Annotated in this window: 23 protein-coding genes; 9 read left to right on the top strand and 14 right to left on the bottom strand. The window is 61.9% G+C overall.

Annotation, left to right across the window (positions count from 1 at the left end):
* Positions 1 to 49: 49 nt before the first annotated feature.
* Both QTL94_RS02305 and QTL94_RS02300 read right to left on the bottom strand, forming a co-directional pair.
* A complete protein-coding gene (locus QTL94_RS02305) occupies positions 50 to 2,059 on the bottom strand; it encodes a methyl-accepting chemotaxis protein (RefSeq protein WP_289800459.1) in 2,010 nt (669 codons plus the stop codon).
* Positions 2,060 to 2,297: 238 nt separating this feature from the next.
* Positions 2,298 to 4,217 (bottom strand): glycosyltransferase family 2 protein, encoded by a 1,920-nt coding sequence (locus QTL94_RS02300; RefSeq protein WP_289800458.1) that lies wholly within the window; start codon positions 4,215 to 4,217, stop codon positions 2,298 to 2,300.
* 58 nt (positions 4,218 to 4,275) lie between these two features.
* On the opposite strand from QTL94_RS02300, the gene QTL94_RS02295 reads away from it, so the two are divergent.
* Complete coding sequence (locus QTL94_RS02295; protein WP_289800457.1) at positions 4,276 to 5,151, top strand: transporter substrate-binding domain-containing protein; 876 nt, start codon at positions 4,276 to 4,278, stop codon at positions 5,149 to 5,151.
* Here the strand turns inward: QTL94_RS02295 and QTL94_RS02290 are convergent.
* The 5 genes from QTL94_RS02290 to QTL94_RS02270 form a co-directional block, all read right to left on the bottom strand.
* On the bottom strand, positions 5,148 to 5,561 hold the full coding sequence (locus QTL94_RS02290) for a tellurite resistance TerB family protein (protein WP_065689403.1): 414 nt from the start codon (positions 5,559 to 5,561) through the stop codon (positions 5,148 to 5,150). The two genes, QTL94_RS02295 and QTL94_RS02290, sit on opposite strands and share 4 nt — an antisense overlap.
* Positions 5,562 to 5,614: 53 nt before the next feature.
* Positions 5,615 to 6,352 (bottom strand): thermonuclease family protein, encoded by a 738-nt coding sequence (locus QTL94_RS02285; RefSeq protein WP_289800456.1) that lies wholly within the window; start codon positions 6,350 to 6,352, stop codon positions 5,615 to 5,617.
* A gap of 11 nt (positions 6,353 to 6,363) precedes the next feature.
* Positions 6,364 to 7,029 carry a S24 family peptidase gene (locus QTL94_RS02280; RefSeq protein WP_065690195.1) on the bottom strand — a complete coding sequence of 222 codons (666 nt, stop codon included), beginning with the start codon at positions 7,027 to 7,029 and terminating at the stop codon, positions 6,364 to 6,366.
* A gap of 109 nt (positions 7,030 to 7,138) precedes the next feature.
* On the bottom strand, positions 7,139 to 7,786 hold the full coding sequence (locus tag QTL94_RS02275) for a response regulator (protein WP_289800455.1): 648 nt from the start codon (positions 7,784 to 7,786) through the stop codon (positions 7,139 to 7,141).
* A gap of 88 nt (positions 7,787 to 7,874) precedes the next feature.
* Positions 7,875 to 8,273, bottom strand: coding sequence for a hypothetical protein (locus tag QTL94_RS02270; protein WP_065689406.1), 399 nt, complete (start codon positions 8,271 to 8,273; stop codon positions 7,875 to 7,877).
* A gap of 109 nt (positions 8,274 to 8,382) precedes the next feature.
* On the opposite strand from QTL94_RS02270, the gene QTL94_RS02265 reads away from it, so the two are divergent.
* Together QTL94_RS02265 and QTL94_RS02260 are read left to right on the top strand one after the other, a co-directional pair.
* Positions 8,383 to 8,736, top strand: a complete 354-nt coding sequence (locus tag QTL94_RS02265) for a DUF952 domain-containing protein (protein ID WP_289800454.1) — start codon at positions 8,383 to 8,385, stop codon at positions 8,734 to 8,736.
* Positions 8,733 to 9,821, top strand: coding sequence for a quinone-dependent dihydroorotate dehydrogenase (locus QTL94_RS02260; protein WP_289800453.1), 1,089 nt, complete (start codon positions 8,733 to 8,735; stop codon positions 9,819 to 9,821). The genes QTL94_RS02265 and QTL94_RS02260 overlap by 4 nt, the downstream gene beginning before the upstream one ends.
* Here the strand turns inward: QTL94_RS02260 and QTL94_RS02255 are convergent.
* From QTL94_RS02255 to QTL94_RS02245, 3 genes are read right to left on the bottom strand one after another with little or no spacing between them, the layout of a single operon-like run.
* A complete protein-coding gene (locus QTL94_RS02255) occupies positions 9,797 to 11,143 on the bottom strand; it encodes an MATE family efflux transporter (RefSeq protein ID WP_065689408.1) in 1,347 nt (448 codons plus the stop codon). The two genes, QTL94_RS02260 and QTL94_RS02255, sit on opposite strands and share 25 nt — an antisense overlap.
* Positions 11,144 to 11,182: 39 nt before the next feature.
* Complete coding sequence (locus QTL94_RS02250) at positions 11,183 to 11,680, bottom strand: CAP domain-containing protein (protein ID WP_289800452.1); 498 nt, start codon at positions 11,678 to 11,680, stop codon at positions 11,183 to 11,185.
* A gap of 1 nt (position 11,681) precedes the next feature.
* Complete coding sequence (locus tag QTL94_RS02245) at positions 11,682 to 11,948, bottom strand: DUF6460 domain-containing protein (RefSeq protein ID WP_113520282.1); 267 nt, start codon at positions 11,946 to 11,948, stop codon at positions 11,682 to 11,684.
* Positions 11,949 to 12,093: 145 nt separating this feature from the next.
* Here QTL94_RS02245 and QTL94_RS02240 point away from each other — a divergent pair, with 145 nt between their 5' ends.
* Together QTL94_RS02240 and QTL94_RS02235 are read left to right on the top strand one after the other, a co-directional pair.
* Positions 12,094 to 13,026 (top strand): class I SAM-dependent methyltransferase, encoded by a 933-nt coding sequence (locus tag QTL94_RS02240; RefSeq protein WP_289800763.1) that lies wholly within the window; start codon positions 12,094 to 12,096, stop codon positions 13,024 to 13,026.
* 217 nt (positions 13,027 to 13,243) lie between these two features.
* Positions 13,244 to 13,879 (top strand): YitT family protein, encoded by a 636-nt coding sequence (locus tag QTL94_RS02235; protein ID WP_065689411.1) that lies wholly within the window; start codon positions 13,244 to 13,246, stop codon positions 13,877 to 13,879.
* A 55-nt stretch (positions 13,880 to 13,934) separates the two neighbouring features.
* On the opposite strand, the gene QTL94_RS02230 is transcribed toward QTL94_RS02235, so the two are convergent.
* Together QTL94_RS02230 and QTL94_RS02225 are read right to left on the bottom strand one after the other, a co-directional pair.
* Positions 13,935 to 14,396: a carboxymuconolactone decarboxylase family protein gene (locus tag QTL94_RS02230; protein ID WP_289800451.1), complete on the bottom strand. Its 462-nt coding sequence runs from the start codon at positions 14,394 to 14,396 to the stop codon at positions 13,935 to 13,937.
* Positions 14,397 to 14,420: 24 nt separating this feature from the next.
* Positions 14,421 to 14,921: an RrF2 family transcriptional regulator gene (locus tag QTL94_RS02225; protein WP_289800450.1), complete on the bottom strand. Its 501-nt coding sequence runs from the start codon at positions 14,919 to 14,921 to the stop codon at positions 14,421 to 14,423.
* Positions 14,922 to 15,106: 185 nt separating this feature from the next.
* On the opposite strand from QTL94_RS02225, the gene QTL94_RS02220 reads away from it, so the two are divergent.
* The 4 genes from QTL94_RS02220 to QTL94_RS02205 all read left to right on the top strand — a co-directional run bounded on the left by QTL94_RS02220 (position 15,107) and on the right by QTL94_RS02205 (position 19,732).
* The gene (locus QTL94_RS02220) at positions 15,107 to 15,862 is read left to right on the top strand and encodes an ABC transporter substrate-binding protein (protein WP_289800449.1); all 756 of its coding nucleotides are present in this window, start codon (positions 15,107 to 15,109) and stop codon (positions 15,860 to 15,862) included.
* Positions 15,863 to 16,033: 171 nt separating this feature from the next.
* The gene (locus tag QTL94_RS02215) at positions 16,034 to 18,544 is read left to right on the top strand and encodes a ligase-associated DNA damage response DEXH box helicase (RefSeq protein ID WP_289800448.1); all 2,511 of its coding nucleotides are present in this window, start codon (positions 16,034 to 16,036) and stop codon (positions 18,542 to 18,544) included.
* A gap of 19 nt (positions 18,545 to 18,563) precedes the next feature.
* Entirely contained in the window at positions 18,564 to 19,292 is a 729-nt protein-coding gene (pdeM, locus tag QTL94_RS02210; protein ID WP_289800447.1) for a ligase-associated DNA damage response endonuclease PdeM, read from the top strand.
* A gap of 218 nt (positions 19,293 to 19,510) precedes the next feature.
* On the top strand, positions 19,511 to 19,732 hold the full coding sequence (locus tag QTL94_RS02205; protein WP_289800446.1) for a DUF2798 domain-containing protein: 222 nt from the start codon (positions 19,511 to 19,513) through the stop codon (positions 19,730 to 19,732).
* Positions 19,733 to 19,902: 170 nt separating this feature from the next.
* Here the strand turns inward: QTL94_RS02205 and QTL94_RS02200 are convergent, their stop codons facing one another.
* Both QTL94_RS02200 and QTL94_RS02195 read right to left on the bottom strand, forming a co-directional pair.
* Entirely contained in the window at positions 19,903 to 20,571 is a 669-nt protein-coding gene (locus QTL94_RS02200) for a coiled-coil domain-containing protein (RefSeq protein WP_289800445.1), read from the bottom strand.
* A gap of 126 nt (positions 20,572 to 20,697) precedes the next feature.
* Entirely contained in the window at positions 20,698 to 21,279 is a 582-nt protein-coding gene (locus QTL94_RS02195; protein ID WP_289800444.1) for a transglycosylase SLT domain-containing protein, read from the bottom strand.
* Positions 21,280 to 21,337 lie beyond the last annotated feature (58 nt).

The following is a 21,337-nucleotide window of genomic DNA, read 5'->3' as shown; positions in this document are numbered from 1 at the left end:
AGGGCGGCTTGTCGGCCGCCCTTTTTCATTTCTATTGGCTGATACCCGATCAGAACTCTGTCCAATCCGCATCGTTGCTGGCGCTGGAGGAGCCGCCGCCGAAGGCGCTGGCGAGCTTCTGGCCCAGCGCGCGTGCAGGTGAGGAGCTTGGCCGGGAGAGGCCAGGCGTTGCGACCCGGACAGGGGCCTTGCGGGTCACGACCGGCTGCGAAGCCGCCCGCGGAGCTGCCTGGACAGGACTTGAATGGACGCTGGCAACGCCGGCCACAAAGCCGCCCGTGCCCGTCAGCTTGAACTGGTCGAGGAGGTTGGTGAGCGTTGCTGCCTCCGTTGCGAGCTTATGGCCCGCAGCGGTGCTTTCTTCGACCATGGCCGCATTCTGCTGCGTTCCCTGGTCCATCGTGTTCACGGCCGTGTTGATCTCCTGGAGCCCGGTCGATTGCTCTCTCGCGGCTTCGGCGATCGCATGGACGTGCTGATTGATCTCCTGCACCTCGTGAACGATGGCGTCGAGCGCCTGCCCGGTTTCACCGACGAGAGCGACGCCCGTCTGCACGTGATCACCGGAGGTGGTGATGAGAGATTTGATCTCCTTGGCGGCATTGGCGGAACGTTGAGCCAGCTCACGAACTTCCTGGGCGACGACGGCAAAGCCCTTGCCGGCTTCACCGGCACGCGCAGCCTCCACGCCGGCGTTCAGCGCCAGCAGGTTGGTCTGGAAGGCGATATCGTCGATGACGCCGATGATGTTGCCGATTTCGACCGACGACTGCTCGATCTGCTGCATGGCATTGACGGCCTTGCGGACGACGTTGCCGGACTTTTCGGCGCCGGTGCGCGTCCGCGTCACGAGCTCGCGGGCCTCTTCGGCGCGTTTTGCAGCATCGCGGACCGTCGTGGTGATCTGCTCGAGCGCGGCAGCGGTTTCCTCCACGGAGGCGGCCTGCTGCTCGGTGCGCTTGGAGAGTTCATCGGCCGACGAACGGATTTCGTTGGCGCCGGCGCTAATGGCGCGGGCATTGGCGCCCACGGTCTGCATCGTCTCGTTCAGCTTGTAGATCGAGTTGTTGAAATCCTGGCGCAGGGCGTCGAGGTCGCCGACGAAGGGCGTGTTGATCTGCGAGGCAAGATCGCCGGCTGCCAGGCGGCGCAGGCCATCGCCGAGTGCGTCGACGGCGCGCGCAAGATCGGCGGCTTCGGTCGCCTTCTGGGCTTCGCGTTCGCGGCGTTCGCTGTCGCTGAGATTGCGGTTGCGCTCGGCTTCGCCTTCGAGGCGGACACGTGCAATGGCGCTGTCGCGGAACACAGCGACGGCTTCCGCCATCTGGCCCACTTCGTCGCGACGATCGAGGCCGTCGACCGGGCTTGCCGTCTCACCCTGGGCGAGCTTGGTCATCCGTTCGCGCAGACGTGCCATCGGGGTCGAAATACCTGCCTGGGCGATCCAGACGCTCAGGCCGACGGCGGCGAGGACGGCAAGGCCGATGAGGATGAAACAGAACTCGATCCGCTGGTTCACGGTAGCCGACAGCGCATCGCCGCCATCGTTGAGCAGCGACATCAAGGCATCATTGTTGGCAATGAGCTTCGGCGTGATGGCATTGAGCTGGGAGTTCAGCATGCCGACGGCAAGCTGCGCGCCGGTGGTGTCGCCGGCCTTGGCAAGATCCGTGGCCTTGTTGGAGGTGGCCTGCATCTCGTCGATGTTTGCCAGCAATTCATCGATCGCCTGCCGGCGGCTGGGAACCAGATCCACTGCTTGCTGAAGGCGCTCACGGGCCTGCGTAAACCGGTTCGGGGCGGCAAGTGCTGCGTCGAAGGCAGGCGTGCCCGCCTTCAGGCCGCCGATGACAGTCGTCTGCAGAACGGCGGCGTTGACCGAGGCGCTGGCACGCGATGCCTGCATAGCCGCAAGGGCCTCGTGGTCGATGAAGGCGCTATAGGCCGCGTCCGCGCCACGAAATTCGGTGACGATGTAGATCAGCCCGGCGAGTGCGATCACCCCGAGAAGCGCGACAACGGATATGATTTTGGTCCGAATTTTAAGGTGTTTCAGCATGGGGTAGGTCCACTCGTGGGCGGTATTGCACCGGCTTGGGGGAGGCAGTTGAGAAGCGGAGGGCGAGGTTCTGTTCGTGAACGAACGATGCCTGGGAAGGCTCGACATGCGCATCATGCATTCGGCCGGGAGCCGGTGTCGTCGGGCCTGACTAGAATGGTAAATTGCTTAATGCCGGGCTAACAGCGAGCTGCTGTCCCCGGAAAATTTTCGCCCCTTCACTTGTAGTCGCCGGTCGCTAACGATTGTGCAACTTGTGTGCGGTGTCGGAAGGCAGATGCGGTGTCTTGTCCCAGAAAAATGGCTTGAGGGGCAACTCCAGGACAGCCCGCCAGGCCGCCGCCGAGATCATCAGCCAGTAGAGCGGAATATAGGCCCAGACCCGCCCCATTCGCCTCTTCTCGTCGCGCAGCATCGCCGTTGTTCCCAAGAGCAGAAACAGGCCGTAGCTTGCCAGCATGTTGGCGATATCGAGGACGAAGAGCGCGCCGTCACTGCTGCCGAGGGACGGCAGACCCAGCATAATGTAGGTGGCCGTCGTCAGAAGAAGCGCAATGAGCCACGGATGGGCAAGCGAGGAAATCAGCATCCCGCCGATGAGCAGCTGAAAGACGATGAAGCCGCCGATGCCCATTTCCCTGACCAGCGCGACCGGCGCACGCATCATCACCAGCCAAGTCTGCAGCCAGCCCTTGAACCAGCGTGTGCGCTGGTTAAGCCAGATGCGAAAGGTCGTCGGCGCGTCTTCATAGGTCGGGCAGCTGATAACGCCGCTCCTGTAGCCGAGCCGATGCAGCCGCATCCCGAGATCGGCGTCCTCCGTGACATTGTAGGGGTCCCAGCCGCCGCAGCTCCTGAGATCGGAAAGCCGAAGATGATTGGAGGTGCCGCCCAGAGGCAGCGGCAGGCGATAGCGCGCCAGCATCGGCAGCAGCATTCGAAACAGTGCCGCATATTCCAGCGCAAATGCGGCACTGATCCAGGAGGCGGAGCCATTGGAAACGACAAGCGGCGCCTGCAGGCAGGCGACATCCGAAGGCCCGGCCAGGAATTGCGCATAGGCGGCGCGCAACTGGTCCGGATGCGGGCGATCCTCGGCATCGTAGATCGCCACGAATTCACCCCTCGCACCAGCAAGCGCATAATTGAGCGCTTTCGGCTTGGTGCGCGGATGCGCGGCCGGCACGGCGACGATCTCGAACTGCGGACCAAGGTTTTGCGCGCGGAAGGCTGCGATCGTGTCATGGTCGTCCGCCTCGCACACCAGCTTGATATCGAGCTTCGACGCCGGCCAGTTCAGGCGTTTCAGCGCATCCACGAGCTGGCTTGCAATCCCCGCCTCCTTGTAGGCGGCGACGAGCACCGTGTAGACGGGCAGGCGATGGGGCGCGATGGGATGCGCCGTCGGTCGATGGCGGCAGAAGAGGGCGCAGGCACGGACCAGGATCGCCGCCATGTACAGGACCGAAATGGCAGCGTGGATGATGGTCAGCGTAAGGGCACTGGATGCAATGGCAAAGCCAAGCGCGCACAGGCCGGCTCCCGCCAGGAAGCCCTGCTTCCCCGAAAGAACAATGCGGGCGCTGAAGCGCGCGCCCTTGTCGAAGAGCGTGCTGATGCTCTGCCGTAATCGGCGCTCGGATCCCGACTGCCAGATCGCCGCGCGCAAGGCCGACGGCGTCGTGACGAGCATCCTGTCAGCAATATCGGGCCGCCGTTCGAATGCCTGCGCAAGCGCGGCCAGCTTTCTCGCTTCGGGAACGATCGCAAACATCGACTTACTGGCGTAGTTCAGCCGGACCGTCTTGATTTCGACGAGCTGCGTATCGAGTGCAATGTCATCGGTGACGAGCGAGGCATCGATGGCAGAAAGAAACGGAAGCGTCAGCCCGCGTGCGAGTGCCGCGTAATAGCTGTCGGGGTCGATCAAGCCGCTTGCCAGCAGTTCCTGCTCCACGGTCGTGCCATGGTGGCGAGCGGACTGGGCCGCCTTCGCAACCGTTGGCTTCCCGATGCCGAGCTTCAGAAGAACCTCGATTTCCGCCTGGTAGGGGTCGGGGTGCGGGAGCTGCGCGGGCGGCATGGTGCTGCCGGCCACGGGATGCCGTGGCCGTTCGCAATCTTCGTTTCCGCCTGGCGCATATTCCCCGATACGCATGACTCTGATACACCGTTTCACAATGGCAGTGCATGCTAATCCCCGAGGTCGAAGCATAATGATGCAATCTAGACTGGCATCCCTAAATCTTGAGGGGCTTCGCAGTTTTCTCCTGTCTCTGGTTGTGGCGTTGGGCGCGTTTCCGGCGCTTGCCCAGCAGGCAACGCCATCATTGCCTCTGCTGTTCGATTCCCGCGAGCGCCTTGCCAAGCCGGATCTCTCGGCGCTTGTTCGCCTGCGCTTCCTGACGTCGATGGATTTCCCGCCGTTCAACTTCACCGATCAGAACGGCAAGCTAGGGGGCTTCAATGTCGATCTGGCGCGCGAGATCTGCACAGAGCTCGAGATCGCCGACAAATGCCAGATCCAGGCACTACCCTTCGTTGATCTCAAGGATGCGCTCGGGGCGTCGCAGGGCGATGCCGTGATCGCCGGCGTGGCGGTGACTGCCGAGTTGAGGAGACAGTTTGCCTTCTCGCGGCCCTATCTCATGTTGCCGGCGCGCTTCGTTCGCAATGTGAAGGTTGCCGTTCAGGGCGATGCCGCGACGGCCCTTGCCGGCCACACGGTCGGTGTGGTCAAGGGAACCGCGCACGAAGCCATGCTGGCCTCCTATTTCCCCAAGCTGAAGGCGATGCCGTTCGACAGCAAGGACGCGCTGCTTGCCGCGCTGAAGGATGGCAAGGTCGAGGCCGCTTTCGCGGATTCGCTGCAGCTGTCCTTCTGGGTATCGTCGCCGGCCTCGGCGAAGTGCTGCGAGCTGTTCGACGGTCCCTATCTCTCCGAGCAGTTCCTCGGGGAGGGCATGACCATCATGCTGCGTCAGAAGGACGATGTTCTCACGGCCGCGCTCGACCATGCGCTCGCTGCGCTCTCGCGCAGCGGACGCCTGCAGGAAATCTACCTTCGCTATTTTCCTTACGGTCTTTACTAACCCTTGCGGAACCGGGCGATGGCGCTGCGCTCTATGGCAGCGCAGGTCAGCTTGTCGAGGCCGAGCCGGTCGCGTAGCAGGCTGAGCAGGCGCAGTTCTTCCGCCTTCACCGACAGGTCCGCCGACGCAACTTCGACAGCAAGCGCATAGGCGGTGTCGTAGAGGCGTGGAGGCACGGTATCCTTGACGGTCTCCAGTACGACATCGAGCCCTTCAGGGCCGGCAAGGAGCGAGGCGCAGTCACGCGCCACTGATATCAACCGGTCCTCGTCGAAGTCGCGAAAGACCGGTAGGAAGCCGATCAGCTCGCCGATACGCTCCAGTTCGCGATCGTTCATCGTACTGTCGACGGCGGATGCCATCACCATCACGTAGATCAACGCATCGTGGGCGGAAAGCGGCTTGTTCATGTCTGGATCGTTCCTCTCTAGCGAGCCTCGAGTTTAAGAACTGGTCCGGCGCATTACAAGGGATCGGCTGGTTCATCCGGCAGCGGATCGGGAACGGGGACACCCTTGCGCGGGTCCTCGCCATGCAGGCCCTTCTGGTCCTGCTTCGCCTTTGTACCCGCCTCGACGAGGGCCGAACCGTCCGCCGCGTCGGCCCAGCCGGTCTCGACCAGCCACTGCGAAAGATCCTGCGTGCCGATCTTGCACGAGGTGGTAACTGTGCCGCTCCAATCGGCACTGTCGAGATCGCAACTGACGGTCCTCAGTCTGAGGAAAAGCCGGAAGTTTGTCTTGGCAAGCATTCCGCATGGCCATTCGACCCCGCTTGGGTCGGTGCAGATCTTGTCCGCCGGGGTGGGGATGATGCCGGCAAGCTGCAGCCGCCTGGCGCCGAAGCCGAGGACGCCGGCGCTTTCCGCAACGGGCCGCGGAAGGTTCATGCCCTCTTTCTCTTCGGTCGCTTTCGGCTTTTCCGGCTCGGGTGCCGCAACACGTTCGAGAGGCTTGCCGTCCACCGCAGCCGGGTAGAACTGGCTCGCGGCGTCGATTGCTCTGGCATTCATGCTGGCTTGCGGATTGGTTGTCGGCTGCGGGGCGGGCGTCGTTGTGCCTTCGGCTTGGCCACCGTCCGGTGCTGGCTCGGATGTCTGGTTAGGATCTACCGTGCGCCCAAGCCTCTGGCCGCCCGCGCCGATAAGGCCGACAACCACCCCGATCCCCGCAACAGCCGTCAGAATTGCCGCAGGACGCATGGAAGATTTTCCTACTGGCTGGCCCAGATGATCCGGGCTATCCAATCGACATCGGAAAGCTCGATCGTCCGGTTCGGATGCTCGGGATTGAGCGACATCAGCTCGATGGAACGCGGGCTCTGGCGCAGCAGAACCTTGGCCATTACTTCGCCTTCGCGCGTCTTGACGACGACGCGGTCGTTACGCCGCACCTGCGCGCCGGGCTCGACGATCAGCACGTCCCCGTCGCGATAGAGCGGCATCATGCTTTCGCCCTGCACCTCGAGTGCATAGACACCGGCCCTTTGCGAGGGCGCTGCCGGAAATTCCACCACGTCCCAGCCTTGCCCGGCCGGAAAACCGCCGTCGTCGAAAAAGCCGCCGGCACCCGCCTGGGCAAAGCCCAGCAATGGGATAGAGCTCCCCTGCGGTGGAAAAGCGCCGTCCGGTATGTTGGAAAATCCGTTTGCCGGCCGCATGAAGGTCATGAACTGCTCCATGCTGGAACCGGTCGCGTCGAGCACCTTCGCGATCGATTCCGTGGACGGCCAGCGCAATCGGCCGTCGGCGGACAATCGCTTGGATTTGTTGAATGAGGTCGGGTCGAGGCCGGCGCGGCGCGCAAGACCGGAGGGCGTCAGATCGTGCCGTTCGGCAAGCCTGTCGATTGCTCCCCAGATCTGCTCGTGTGACAGCATGTCGCCTGCTTCCATGCGCCTGCAGGCGCGGTTCCCTATCGGCTGAAATATTAGCGGCAAGCGATGCGGGAGTAAAGAGACGTGAGGAATAAAATCCTCTGTCGCGCCGTCAGGCGACCAGCGCCATGTTGATCTTGCCGAGCTGAATCACGGCCTGCGTGCGGCTGTCGACATCGAGCTTCAGCAATATCGCGGACACATGGGCCTTGATCGTCGCTTCCGACACACCGAGTTCATAGGCGATCTGCTTGTTGAGCAGGCCTTCCGCGAGCATCGTCAACACCCGGCTCTGCTGCGGCGTCAATGTATGCAGCCGGTGGATCAGCCTGGCGACGTCAGGATCATGCTCCTGTCCATCGCGATAGTTTTCAGGCGTTGCGATATCCCCGCCAAGCACAGTCTGGATGCCTCGGCGGATATCCTCGATGCCGGATGATTTCGAAATGAAACCGGAGGCGCCGAGTTCCAGAGCCCGGTGGATGGTGGTCGTGTCGTCGGAGGCGGACACAATCACGATCGGCAGCCCGGCGAATTCCGATCGCAATGCCATCAGTCCTGAGAAACCGCTGACACCGGGCATTGCCAGGTCAAGCAGCATCAGATCCGCATCCGGATGGTCGCCGGCCGCTTTGCGCGCCGCGGAAAAATCGCCGGCCTCGACGATTTCCTGGTGGCCGTCCATGCCCTCGACAGCCTGACGCAGCGCATCGCGGAAAAGCGGATGATCGTCTGCGATGATTATCGTCTGCTCATGCATCGAAAACTCCCTCCCAAGAGCTCGATAACGTCTCCATATACCGCGATCGCTCGCGAAATAGGCCTCCGTACCTATAGATTATAGCAAATCAGGTCTTTTGCGGAAGGGCGTTGCGCTGCTCTTCGCCCTGGAATTCCTTGACTATCCCCATGAAGCTGCGCATCCAGCGCTCCATGATGCCGATGGAACGGTCGATTTCCGCATCCGAGGGCAGGGCCTTGTTGACGATGCTCTTGTTCTCGAGCGCCGTGACGCGATCGGAGAGCCGGTCGAGTTCATTCTCGTAGGCGGCGCGTTCGTCGGCGGCCATCCGGCAGACGAGCGAACCGTCCTTTTCCTCGCAGAGCGACATGGCGCCTGTCTGGCGGTCGAGCCGGACGAAGTGATCGCCGCTGCGTTCGAGCTGGAAGCGGGAGGTGTCAGGTTCGGCGGCAAGTGCCCCCAGCGGCAGCAAGAAGGCGACAAGGCCGATTGCGATATTTTTCATGGTTTCCTCCGGAAATCTCGGTGGCCGTCGCATTTTTCGCGTCGGGGCGTGGACATCGCCGCCTCTTTGCGGCAAAGCCCGGGAAAGACCAGCCATTCATGAGGCCATCATGACCCTGACACCCACGCTTTACAAGATCGTGACGGAGACGCTCTGGCAGGAGGCCCGCGAGAGCGGCGTGTTCCGAGGCGCCGCCATCGACCTGACGGACGGCTTCATTCATTTCTCGACCGCAGATCAGGCCAAGCAGACAGCCGCGCTCCACTTCGCCGGCCAGGCTGGCTTGCTGCTGGTCGCAGTCGATGGCGGGAAGCTGGGTGACAAGCTGGTCTTCGAGCCGTCCCGAGGCGGCGCTCTCTTTCCGCATCTTTACGCCGACCTACCGCTTTCAGCCGTGCTTTGGGAAAAGCCGCTGCCGTTGGATAGCGCCGGCCACCACATCTTTCCGGACCTTCAGCCATGATCGATCTCTTCAAGCATGCCGCCCGCAAGGGTCTCTTCCTTTTCGACCCCGAGACGGCACACGGCATGTCGATCGCGGCCCTCAAGTCCGGCCTCGTGCCCGCCTGCGCGCTGGCTGCTGATCCGCGCCTGCGCCAGACCGTTGCAGGCATCGATTTCGCCAATCCGCTCGGCATGGCGGCAGGCTACGACAAGAACGCCGAGGTTCCGGAAGCGCTGCTGAAGATCGGCTTCGGCTTTACCGAAATCGGCACGGTGACGCCCAAGCCGCAGCCTGGAAATCCGCGTCCCCGCATCTTCCGTCTGGTTGAGGACGAGGGGGTCATCAACCGCCTGGGCTTCAACAACGAGGGGCATGACGCGGCCTTTGCGCGCCTCTCCCCGATCCGGGGCAATGGCATCATCGGCGTCAATATCGGCGCCAACAAGGATAGCGCCGATCGCATCGATGACTACGTGAAGGGTATCCGTCGGTTCTATTCGGTCGCGCGGTATTTCACCGCGAACATTTCCTCGCCCAACACGCCGGGTCTGCGAGACCTGCAGGCGCGCGAGAGTCTCTCCGCCCTGTTGTCGGCGGTGCTTTCCGCGCGTGACGAGGAGGCAGCGAAGTCAGGCAGGAAGACGCCTGTCTTCCTGAAGATCGCGCCGGATCTCACGGAGGAGGGAATGGACGACATCGCCGCCGAAGTGCTGTCGCATGCGCTCGATGGCTTGATCGTGTCGAACACCACGCTTTCCCGCGATGGCCTCAAAGACCAGCAGCAGGCGAAGGAAGCCGGCGGCCTTTCGGGCAAGCCGGTGTTCGAGAAGTCTACGGCGGTGCTCGCGAAGATCCGCAAGCGGGTCGGCCCGGCATTGCCGATCATCGGCGTCGGCGGCGTGTCGTCGGCGGAAACGGCAATGGAAAAGATCAGGGCGGGCGCCGATCTCGTTCAGCTCTATTCCTGCATGGTCTACGAGGGACCGGGGCTTCCCGCCCAGATCGTCCGTGGCCTGTCGACGCTGCTCAACCTCGAGAAGGCTGCCTCGATCCGCGAGTTCCGCGACACGAAGATGGATTACTGGGCCGCGCGAAACGTCTGATCGGCGCGCGGCTTTACCAGCATTGCCAGGAAGAAGCCGCGAAACAGCAGGAAGCCGTTCATCGCCAGCCACAGGCCGTGATTGCCGAAAAGCGGCACGAAGATCGCAAGAGCGAGCAGATAGCCCGCAAACGACATCAGCATCCGGTTGCGCATGTCGCTTGACCACGTTGCGCCGATGAAGACGCCATCCATCAAGAAGGCCAGCGCGCCGGTAAGGCCGGTGACCGCCGCCCACGGCAGGTAGGTTTCCGCCGTCTGCTGAACCTCGGGCGAGGTGGTCAGCACCGAGATCAGCCAGGGACCGGCGATCAGGAAGAAAATGGAAATGATGGCTGCGAGGCCGAAGGACCAGATCGCCGTCAGCTTCAGTCCGCGGTCGAAGGCCGGCCGATAGCGCGCGCCGATCGCCCTTCCGGTGATCTGCTCGGCGGCGTTGGCAAGCCCGTCGAGATAATAGCCCGACAGCAGGAAGAAGTTCATCAGCACGGCGTTGGCCGCCAGCGTAACGGCGCCGAAGCTCGTGCCGATGCGCGTCATGATCGTGAACGCTGCCAGCAGGACGAAGGTCCGGATCAGGATGTCGCGGTTGAGGGCGAAAAGCTCGCCCAGCCGATGCCTGGAGAAGATCTCTACGCGTTTCGGCCGGTCGGCTCGGTTGAAACCGCGCAGCACGATGAAAAGGCCGACCAGCGCGCCGACGGTTTCGCCGACCATGGTGCCCCATGCGACGCCGGCAACGCCCCAGTTGAGCCAGATCCCCAGGAAGATGGCGAGCACGATGTTGATGCCGTTGATGATCGTCTGCAGCAGCAGGCCGATGGTTCCCTGGCCGCGGCCGAGCACGAAGCCGAGAATGGCATAGTTGGCGAGCGCTGCCGGGCCGGCGAGGATGCGGATCGAGAAATATGTGCTGGTCGCCTGCGCGACCGCGTTCTCCGGCCCCATGAGCTTGAGGCCCGCGGCAAGCAGCAGCGGCGACAGACAGAGCAGCGCCAGGCCGCAACCGACCGCCGAAATCAGCGCCCGCCAGAAGACGCCTTGCTGCGCATGCTGATCACGCCGTCCGTACGCCTGAGCCGTCAGCCCGGTCGTCGAGGCGCGCAGGAAGTTGAAGCTGCCGAGAATGAGATCAAAGAGCATGGCGCCGATCGCAAGGCCCGCGAGCGCATCCGGCTGGCCCATATGGCCGACCACCCCGGTATCCACGAGGCCGAGCAGCGGCGTCGTCATGAAACCGAGCGTCATCGGTATCGCGATGGAAAGCACCAGCCGGTGCGTCACATCGAATGCCAGCCTGTTTTCGCTGCCGTGCGTGTCCATCTCTTGAAGGGCCTGCCTCTAAGGGGAGGCAGAATCGCCTCAGCTGGAAAGCACCATTGCCCAGTATGGCACGTTTTTGGAAGCCGGATTATGCGCCAGCGCGACGCCGAGGCCGGTATAGCGGCCAAGCATGTTTTCGAGATGATGTGGCGAGTTGATCCAGGCCGTCACGACGGCCGGAACAGACTGCTGGCCGGCAGCGATGTTTTCGGCGGCCGGAAGCTGCACGCCGCTCGCCTTGACGCGCGGGCCGAAGCCGTCGCCGATGCCCATCACGTGCTTCATCTTGCCTGCCGCTGCCATGCGCTTGGCCTGGTACAGGGCTGCCGCCGTTGCGGCGGGATCGATGGAGAGCGGCGGCAAGCCGTTCTTGGCGCGCAGCTGGTTGACGAGGGGTAGGGCGGCAGCCGTCTGGTCTTCGCCGTCCGACGGCGTCGAGGGTGTCTGCGGCGCCGTTGCGCAGCTGGCAACGCTGGCGACCAGCGCGAGGCCCGACAGACGCAGCAGGTTACGACGTGAAAGATCGATGGAGCTCATGTTACCTGCGATAGTTGAAGAGGCGGATGAGGAGGAAGATCGGAATGACCACGGTGGCGCCGAGCAACAGATAATCACCGACACGGCCGAGGGCGGCAAAGCCACGATGCCAGACTTCCAGCACGAAATTGCGGAGGCCGTAGACGAAATCCAGTGGCGCCCAGCCGAACACGGCCATGATGAAGCCGACGATCAGCGACACGACCAAAAGCTTGATCAACGTACGGCCGAGCGAGTCGCCCAGAAACTTGTTCACCTGATCGGACATGCGCCATCTCCTGTTTATCCCTGAAATACGGGCGCGAATCGTTGCTCGCAAGCCTTTTTCAGAGCTGGCGCCTCTGCCTCTGAAATAGGACTTGAGTTTTTTTGTGGCCGCCGCCAAATGCGTGCCGTCCCAACAGGTCCCCATCATGCAGCCGCACCAGCTCACCTCAGGCGATGTTATTGCCGATCGCCGCGCCGATTATGCCAAGATGCTCGACGAGGGCGGCGAGCCGGATGCCGCCGCCGAGTTGATGGAGCAGGCGCTCGAGCTGGCACCCGGCTGGGCAGCCGGATGGTATCGTCTGGCAGGCTACCGTGAGAAGGCCGGAAATAAATCCGGCGCGATCGATGCATACCGGCGCGCGCTCGATCTCGGCCCCGAGGACATTTTCGGCGCCGAACTCAAGCTGGCGCTTCTTGGTGATATCGCGACGCCGGACCAGCCGCCCAGCAGCTATGTCGAGCGCCTGTTCGACGACTATGCGGATCGGTTCGAAACCTCGCTGGTCAAAAAGCTGGATTACAGCGTGCCGCAAAAGCTCGCGGCGCTCATCGCGTCGAAGGAGCGGCACTACACGCTGGCGGTCGATCTCGGTTGCGGCACCGGCTTGCTCGGGCCGGAAATACGCGACCGGGTGGCGTGTCTTGAAGGCTTCGACCTCTCGCAGAACATGCTGGCCAAGGCGGCGGAGAAGCACGTCTACGACCATCTGGCGCAAGCCGATCTGTCACTCGCGCCCGAGGCAACCGGTCTCTTCCTGGGCGCTGGCGAGCGTCGCGCGGATCTGATCACGGCGGCCGATGTGCTGATGTATCTCGGCAATCTCGAAACTGTTTTCGATGCTGTCGTGGCCCTCGCGGCCCCCGGTGCCGACTTTGCCTTTTCCGTTGAGGATGCCGGCGATGGGGATGGCTTCGATCTCAAGCCTTCCCTGCGTTATGCGCATTCGGAGGCTTATGTCCGTCAGCTCTGCGAGCGCCATGGCCTGCAAGTCGTCGCGGTCACCAAAACGCCCATTCGTAAAGATGGCGCGAATGTCATTTTCGGCATTCTGTTCCTTACGCACAAAACGGTGTGAACGAACGTTTCTTGCGATTTCGCAATAGGTCAGCCTTACTTACGTATTTCGCTTGAAAAAGCCGCGAAAGCGCCTGATAATTCAGGCCATACGCCGAAGAGCACATGCGTTCGAAAGAACGCAAAAGCAGGCCCGGCAGCATTTCATCATTTCCATTCCGTGCCGCCCGGGTTTCCTCGGGCGTTCTTGAACTCGTCTGCCGTCGGGGACTAACGACATGACACAGCTCATCAATGCCCTTGGTTTCTGGAATACGACAGCCACGCGTCACACACCTGTGGAAGACGTGCAGGGCATCTTCTCGGGCAGCCTTATTGCCGCCCTCGGGCTCTATTTCCTGGCCAGCGCGGGTTTGCTGACCGGCAGCACCGCCGGCGTCGCCTTTCTGCTGCACTACGCTTTCGGTGTGAATTTCGGCCTGGCCTTCTTCCTGCTTAATCTGCCGTTCTTCTATCTCTCGTGGAAGCGCCTCGGCGTCTCCTTCACCGTGAAGACTTTCATTGCCATCGGGCTGACGTCGCTGCTGACGAGCCTGCAGCCAAAGGTGATGAGCATTGCCGCAATTCATCCGGCATGGGCCGCCCTGCTTGGCGGTCTGCTGCTCGGCTTCGGTCTTCTCGCGCTCTACCGTCACCGCGCCAGCCTGGGCGGCGTCGGCATTCTCGGCATCTACATGCAGGAGCGCTTCGGCATCCGCGCGGGCCTGGTTCAACTGGCCGTCGACATGTGCGTGCTTGCGGCTGCTTTCTTCGTCACCACGCCGCCGGTGGTGTTCTATTCGGTTCTCGGCGCCGTCGTCCTGAACCTCTTCCTCACCATCAATCACCGCTCCGATCGCTACATCGCGCTCTGAGTGGGTGTCCTCCCCGTTTTGCGGGGAGAACGTCGGTCGATCCCGGTAGCCTGGCTCAGACGGCCTTGGCCGGCTTGTCGATCGGGTGCTGCGAGCGGAAGCCGACCGCCAGACGGTTCCAGACGTTGATGACGCCGATCGCGACGGTGATCTTGGTGATTTCCTCTTCGCTGAAATGCGCCTTCAGCGCTTCGAAGTCGGCATCCGGAGCGCCGGTCTCTGCGATCTTCGTGACGGCATCGACCCATCCCAGTAGGGCGCGTTCGCGGGCATCGTAGACCGGCGATTCACGCCAGACGCACATCAGGTTGATCCACTGTTCGCTGAGACCGTCGTGCCGGGCTTCCTTCACGTGCATGTCCACGCAGTAGGCACAGCCGTTGATTTGCGATGCGCGCAGCTTGATGAGGTGGATGAAGCGCCGCTCCAGGCCCGAGGTCTGGACGAATTCTTCCAGAGCGACAACAGCCTTGTAGGACTCTGGCGAAGCCTTGGCGAAATTGAAACGCGGTTGCATGGGCAGTCTCCTCTTTGTCGGGGCTCAGCGAGCCGTTCTACGTTCATGAATTTGCAGGAAGGCGCAGCTTCGTGCGGCGATGGAGCCGTCGTCGATCTCCGCCAGTTCGGCGCCGAGATCGGCAACGGTGGTCTTGGCAAGCTCGGCGCGGTAGACGCGCTCCGCCCGCAACATGGCAGCCGAGATGTTGCACGGCTTGGCAAACAAACGATCCGAGACCGGGTTCGGCCCGCGCTGACGGATCTCGTTGCAGCGGAAGGCCGGCGCCGGACCTTCGACGGCGAGCACGATATCAAGAAGCGTGATCTCCTTCGGGCGCCTCGCCAACCGATATCCGCCCTTCGGGCCGGGCACGGTGTCCAGAATGCCGGCGCCCGAAAGCGCCTGCAGATGCTTCAGCAGATAGCTCGTCGAAACGCCATGAAACTCCGCCAGCGCCGCGGCGGAAAGCACGCCGCCTTCGGACAATCCCGACAGCATCGCAACGCTGTGAATGGCCTGTTCGACGCCGTCGCCGAGTTTCATGAGATGCCTCCTCAATTCGTGGATAAAAAATATCCACGATATAAATTCTTGTCAAGGCCCATTTCCCTCGTAGCCGCGCGGAGCGGTCTTCTGCTGCCGCTGGACTTTACCTTGCGGGCTTGTGAAGCGGCGCGGATTCGGTAATGTCGTCCGGTAAGCTAAAAACCATTCCAAAAGGGAACCGCATGAAAAAGACGATTTTTGTGGCCGCCGTCGCACTGCTCGCAGCGCCGCATCTGGCCTCAGCGGAGGATACCATCCGGATCGCGACCGAAGGCGCATACCCTCCCTTCAACTACGTTGAATCGGATGGCAGCCTGAAGGGTCTCGACGTCGACATGGCCAATGCGCTGTGCGAGGAGATGAAGGCAAAGTGCACGATCGTCGCCCAGGATTGGGACGGCATCATCCCCGGCTTGCTCGCCAAGAAGTACGACGCGATCGTCGCCTCGATGAGCATCACCGCAGAGCGCAAGAAGCAGATCGACTTCACCAACAAGTACTATACCACCCCGCTCGCCGTGGCTGTTCCCAATGACAGCCCGCTCAAGGGCGTGAGCGTCGAGGACATGAAGGGCAAGATCGTCGGTGCCCAGGCATCGACCACCCAGGCCGACTATCTGAACGACGTCTACGCCAAGGGCGGCGCGGAAGCCAAGATGTATCCGACGCAGGACGAAGCTGTCGCCGACCTGCAGAACGGCCGCATGGACGCGCTGATCTCCGACAAGTTCGTGGTCGTGGATTGGCTGAACAAGGCTGGCAAGGATTGCTGCAAGCTGCTGGGTGACGTTCCCGGAACCGCGACCGAAGCCGGCATCGGCATCCGTCAGGGCGACACGGAACTCAAGGAACGCTTCAACAAGGCGATCGATGCGCTGGTGGCCAACGGCACCTACCAGAAGATCACCAAGAAGTACTTCCCCTTCGACATCTACTGATCGCTTGTCGATCGTGTCGTGCGGAGACCATCGGTGTCCGCACGTCTTTGACTGCAAGCTCCCAAGGCTTGGTCTGGGGTCGTGGTTTGCCAACCCGCCGCCATCTAACGCGCGACAGTTCCTATAGCCGCGCCATTCTATTTCGCCACGTCGTGCACTACCTTTAACGTCGTGGACCAGATCGATTCCGAAGCCAGTGTTCTCCTGCCTCAACCTTTCACCCGTTGGTTCGCGGAAAAAGGCTGGCGTCCGCGCGTCCACCAGCTCGAGTTGCTGGCGCGCGCCGAGGCCGGTGAAAGCACATTGCTGATTGCGCCGACCGGCGCTGGCAAGACGCTCGCGGGCTTCCTGCCGTCGCTGACCGATCTGACCCGTCGCGGCAAGATTCCGCCGGGCTCGGCCTTCACCGGCATCCACACGCTCTATATTTCGCCGTTGAAGGCGCTTGCCGTCGATATCGAGCGCAACCTGATGAAGCCCGTCGAGGAAATGGGCCTGCCAGTCACGGTCGAGAACCGGACCGGCGATACGCCTATCGCCAAGCGTCAGCGCCAGAAGCTCAACCCGCCGGACATTCTGCTGACGACGCCGGAGCAGGTGGCGCTGTTGCTCGCCAACCGGGAGGCGGAACGCTTTTTCAAGGACCTGAAATACGTTGTCCTCGACGAGCTTCATTCGCTGGTCAGCTCCAAGCGCGGCCATATGCTGTCGCTCGGATTGGCACGGCTGCGACGCCTTGCGCCCAATCTCCAGACAATTGGCCTTTCGGCGACGGTGGCCGAGCCGATGGACTTGCAGAAGTGGCTGGTGGCGCAGGAACAGGGGCAGGAACGCCACGCCGGCATCGTCACCGTCGAAGGCGGAGCCAAGCCCGATATTTCGATCCTCTCGACCGAGGAACACATTCCCTGGGCCGGTCACTCGGCGCGATACGCGATCCCCGACGTCTACAAGCAACTCATCGACCATCAGACGACGCTGCTCTTCGTCAACACCCGCAGCCAGGCGGAAATGCTGTTTCAGGAACTCTGGACGGTCAACGAGGAGAACTTGCCGATCGCGCTGCATCACGGCTCGCTCGACGTCGGCCAGCGCCGCAAGGTGGAGGCGGCGATGGCTGCGAACCGGCTGCGCGCCGTGGTCGCCACCTCGACCCTCGACCTCGGCATCGATTGGGGCGATGTCGATCTCGTCATTCATGTCGGCGCGCCGAAGGGAGCATCGCGGCTTGCCCAGCGTATCGGTCGCGCGAACCACCGCATGGACGAGCCATCCAAGGCGATCCTCGTTCCCGCCAACCGTTTCGAGGTGATGGAGTGCCAGGCAGCCCTCGACGCCAACTATCTCGGCGCGCAGGACACCCCGCCGGTGGGGCGCGGCGCACTCGACGTGCTGGCCCAGCATGTGCTCGGCATGGCCTGCGCCGAACCCTTCGATATGCTGGAGCTCTATGATGAGGTGGTGAGCGCCTCACCCTATGCGGATCTCGATTGGGAGACCTTCGAGCGGATCGTCGATTTCGTCGCCACCGGCGGCTATGCGCTACGCACCTACGAACGCTATGCCCGCATCCGCAAGACCAAGGAGGGACGCTGGCGCGTTTCCAATCCGCTGGTCGCGCAGCAATACCGACTGAACCTCGGCACCATCGTCGAAAGCCCGATGCTGAACCTGAAGATGGTGAAGCGCGGGGAGGGCGGCCGCATCGGTCGCGGCGGTGCCACGCTCGGCAAGATGGAAGAATACTTCTTCGAGCAGCTTTCGCCCGGCGACACCTTCATCTTCTCCGGCAAGGTGCTGCGCTTCGAGGGGATCCGCGAGAACGAGGCACTGGCCAGCCAGGCCTATTCCAATGACCCGAAGATCCCCTCCTATGCGGGCGGCAAGTTTCCGCTTTCCACCTATTTGGCTGATCAGGTGCGCTCGATGCTTGACGATCCCGACCGCTGGCACCGGCTGCCGGACCAGGTGCGCGACTGGCTGGCGATCCAGAAGGAGAAGTCGATCCTGCCGAAGCGCGACGAGCTGCTGATCGAGACCTTCCCGCGCGGCAGCCGCTGCTACATGGTGGTCTACCCGTTCGAGGGGCGGCTGGCGCACCAGACACTCGGTATGCTCCTCACCCGACGGCTGGAACGCGCCGGCGGCAAGCCGCTCGGCTTCGTCGCCACCGATTACTCGCTCGGCATCTGGGGGCTCGAGGACATGAGCAGGATGATCGCGAGTGGCCGCCTCAGCCTTTCCGACCTCTTCGACGAGGACATGCTGGGCGACGACCTCGAAAGCTGGCTCGACGAATCCTTTCTTTTGAAGCGCACCTTCCGCAATTGCGCCGTGATTGCCGGTTTGATCGAGCGCCGGCACCCGGGCAAGGAAAAGAGCGGCCGGCAGGTGACGGTTTCGGCTGATCTGATCTACGACGTTCTCCGGACCCATGAGCCCGACCACATCTTGCTGCAGGCGACGCGCCAGGATGCGGCGACCGGGCTTTTGGACATCGGCCGGCTTGGCGATATGCTGAGACGAATCAAGGGGCACATCACCCACCGCGCGCTGGAGCATATCTCGCCGCTGGCCGTGCCCGTGATGTTGGAGATCGGCAAGGAGCCGGTGCATGGCGAGGCCCACGACGCGGTGCTGGCGGAAGCAGCGGACGACCTGATCGCCGAAGCCCTGGCGTAAGAACGAGGAACAGACTAACGTGATTAACCGGCTGGCGCTGGCGCGAGAACTGAACGGAGTGGCAGCCATGCCGGGCGTTGAAACGTCCGTGCACGGGGTTGCCGCCGTCTGCGATCCGCTCGGCGCCCTCTATCTGCCCGATGCCGGTGTTCTCGTCGTTTCGGACCTGCATCTGGAAAAGGGCGCCGCCTTCGCTCGTCGCGGCATGATGCTGCCGCCCTATGACACGCTGGCGACGTTGACGGTGCTGTCGGCCGTCATTGCGCGCTACGATCCCAAGCTCGTGATCTCGCTCGGCGACAATTTCCATGACCGTATCGGTTCGGCGCATCTGCCGGAGGTTTTCAGGTCGCGCATCGTCGACATGGCACGCGGGCGCGAATGGATATGGATCAACGGCAATCACGATCCTGACGGGACCGTCGATCTGCCCGGGTCTTCGACCGATGAAATGCACTATGGCAGGCTGACCTTCCGGCACGAACCGAAAAGCGGCCTGCAGAGCGGCGAGATCGCCGGCCATTTGCACCCGTCCGCTACCGTGCGCCGGCGCGAAAAATCCGTTCGCCGGCCATGCTTTGCCACCGATGGCGCCCGCCTGCTGATGCCGGCTTTCGGCGTGATGAGCGGCGGCCTGGATCTTCGCCATAAGGCGATGAAGGGGTTGTTCGATCAGCCGCAGCTGGTCGCGCATCTGCTCGGCCGCGATCGTATCTATTCCGTCCGGTTCGGAAATCTGGTCGGGTAGCGGCTCTGCCGGTTCGACCGGCCACCGTTGACAATTCGGCGCAGTCGGCTATTTCGAAATCGCCGAGAAATTCTAGGCCGGTTGGTTATTCCGGCGCTCGCCACGCGCGAGAATTAGTCGCTGACGCGAACCCACGGCACCAAACCTTTGATCAAGGGTGGTGCTGTGACGTGAAAGACCATCTTTCAGCACGCTCCACCTGGCAACGTGGAGAGAACATGACCGATCCGAAGACAATTCTGATAGCCCAGATCATGATATCCGGGATGATGGCCTTCTGCATGACAGGCTTCTTTGGCTTCCTTCATATGGGACTGACGAGCCAATGGTTGCATGAATGGTCCCACGCCTTCGTCGTCGCCTGGCCCGTTGCCTTCTGCCTGTCGCTGATTGTCGGCAAGCTCTCCTTCACGATCGCCTGCCGGATAACGGGGAAATAGACCCCGCCGCCTATAACCTTTCGCTACGTGCGCCGGCGCGAAAAATTCGTCCGCCGGCGACACTCGTCACCGACGTGTGTCCCTTTTCACACGCAGCGGTCGTCGCTGATCGCGCCCCGCTTGGGCGCACGATCATATCTACTCCGTTGGGTTCTCAGTTCTGTTGGTTGCTACTGGTTGGGCAAGCTCAACGGAATTGCTATCGCCATAAAGACGATCAGGGCAATCAACAAAGACAGTTGGAACGAGCGATTGATAATCTCGATCGAGCGTCCGATTTTGACCCTGCCGATCAATACGACAAGGGTGCAGAAGACCACCATAACCGCCAGCGCTGCCAACAGCATCGCAACTTCTCTTTCGATGCTCGGTATCAACTGGCTTGAGATGCTTGTGACAAATGCCTTCTGTGGTGCCGAGACAGCCAGTTTATCAAGAAGCAACTTGGCTCGATCAGCCAGAGTTGTGTACTCGAATATGAGAAGAGCGACGACCAGAACGAAAACGGAATTGGTGATTCCGTTGCTGTTGAAATAAACGTGTTCTATCGGCGAAAAGTGAGGGACGAGCTTTTCCTTTAGTTCCTCTCGTTGATTTTGGGCGATTTTCTTCAACCGATCAATTTCGCTTAGGAGCGATTCCGTGTCGGCAGCGACGGGATGTGGCGAATCCAGCGTTTCGGGCGGCCGGAGAACGGATGGCGGGCGCGCTTTGGGTCCCCAGATGAAAAGCAATAGCGCTATGACGACCAAACTCAGGATTGCTGAACTCAGTCTCGGGTCTAGTTGCTTGAGTTGGTCCAAGGCAAAACGCGTCAATTCGATGATGATCTCGACCATGGGATCCCCTCTGGATCGTCAGCTGGCCTGCATCATACATCAATCCCGCCAGAAATAAACCTATGAGGGCATTGTGTAGATATGCTCGCAAAAGATGCTGATGGTTGCAATGATCTCAAGATTCGGTCAGTTGCACCCCTGCAGCTGCTGCTGGTAGGTGGCGGCCATGTTGGCGAACCGTTGCGCGGTCTTCTGCAGCTGTGGGTTCGATTGCCAGTCGCCGCGCATGTATCCCTTCGGGCCGGAGTAATAGGCGAGGTAGAGGCGATAGGCATCGTTCAGCGGAATACCAGTCATCTGGCTGTTCTGTGAGTGGTACCAGCCGATGAAGTCGATCGCGTCGGCGAAATTGGTGCGTCGTGCGGCCCAGTTGCCGGTTGCCGACTGGTAGTGGTCCCAGGTTCCGTCAAGCGCCTGCGAGTAGCCGTAGGCCGTGGAAGGCCTTGTCCACGGGATGAAGCCGAAGAGCTTGGTGCGGGGCGGTCGCGCATTCGGCTGGAAGCCGGACTCCGTGTACATCGTCGCCATCAGGATCGGGACCGGTACGCCGTATTTCTTCTCTGTCCGCTCGGCAGCGCGCTGCCAGTTTGTAAACAGCCCGTCACGCTGATCGAAGACGGCGCAGATGTTTCGCGTTTGTCGGGGAGCTGTCGCGCAGCTGGCGACGAGGGCCAGTAGCACGAGGGCGAGAAGGGTACGGATACGCATTACAGGAAGCCTCTCAATTCAGAGAGATTACTAACTTGTAAATGTTAATGGTCGGTTT

It is taken from the genome of Rhizobium sp. S96 (assembly GCF_030382195.1).
Classification (GTDB): Bacteria; Pseudomonadota; Alphaproteobacteria; order Rhizobiales; family Rhizobiaceae; genus Rhizobium.
The sequence above is the reverse complement of the archived record's forward strand: the minus strand, read 5'-3'. Positions and strand labels throughout refer to the sequence as shown.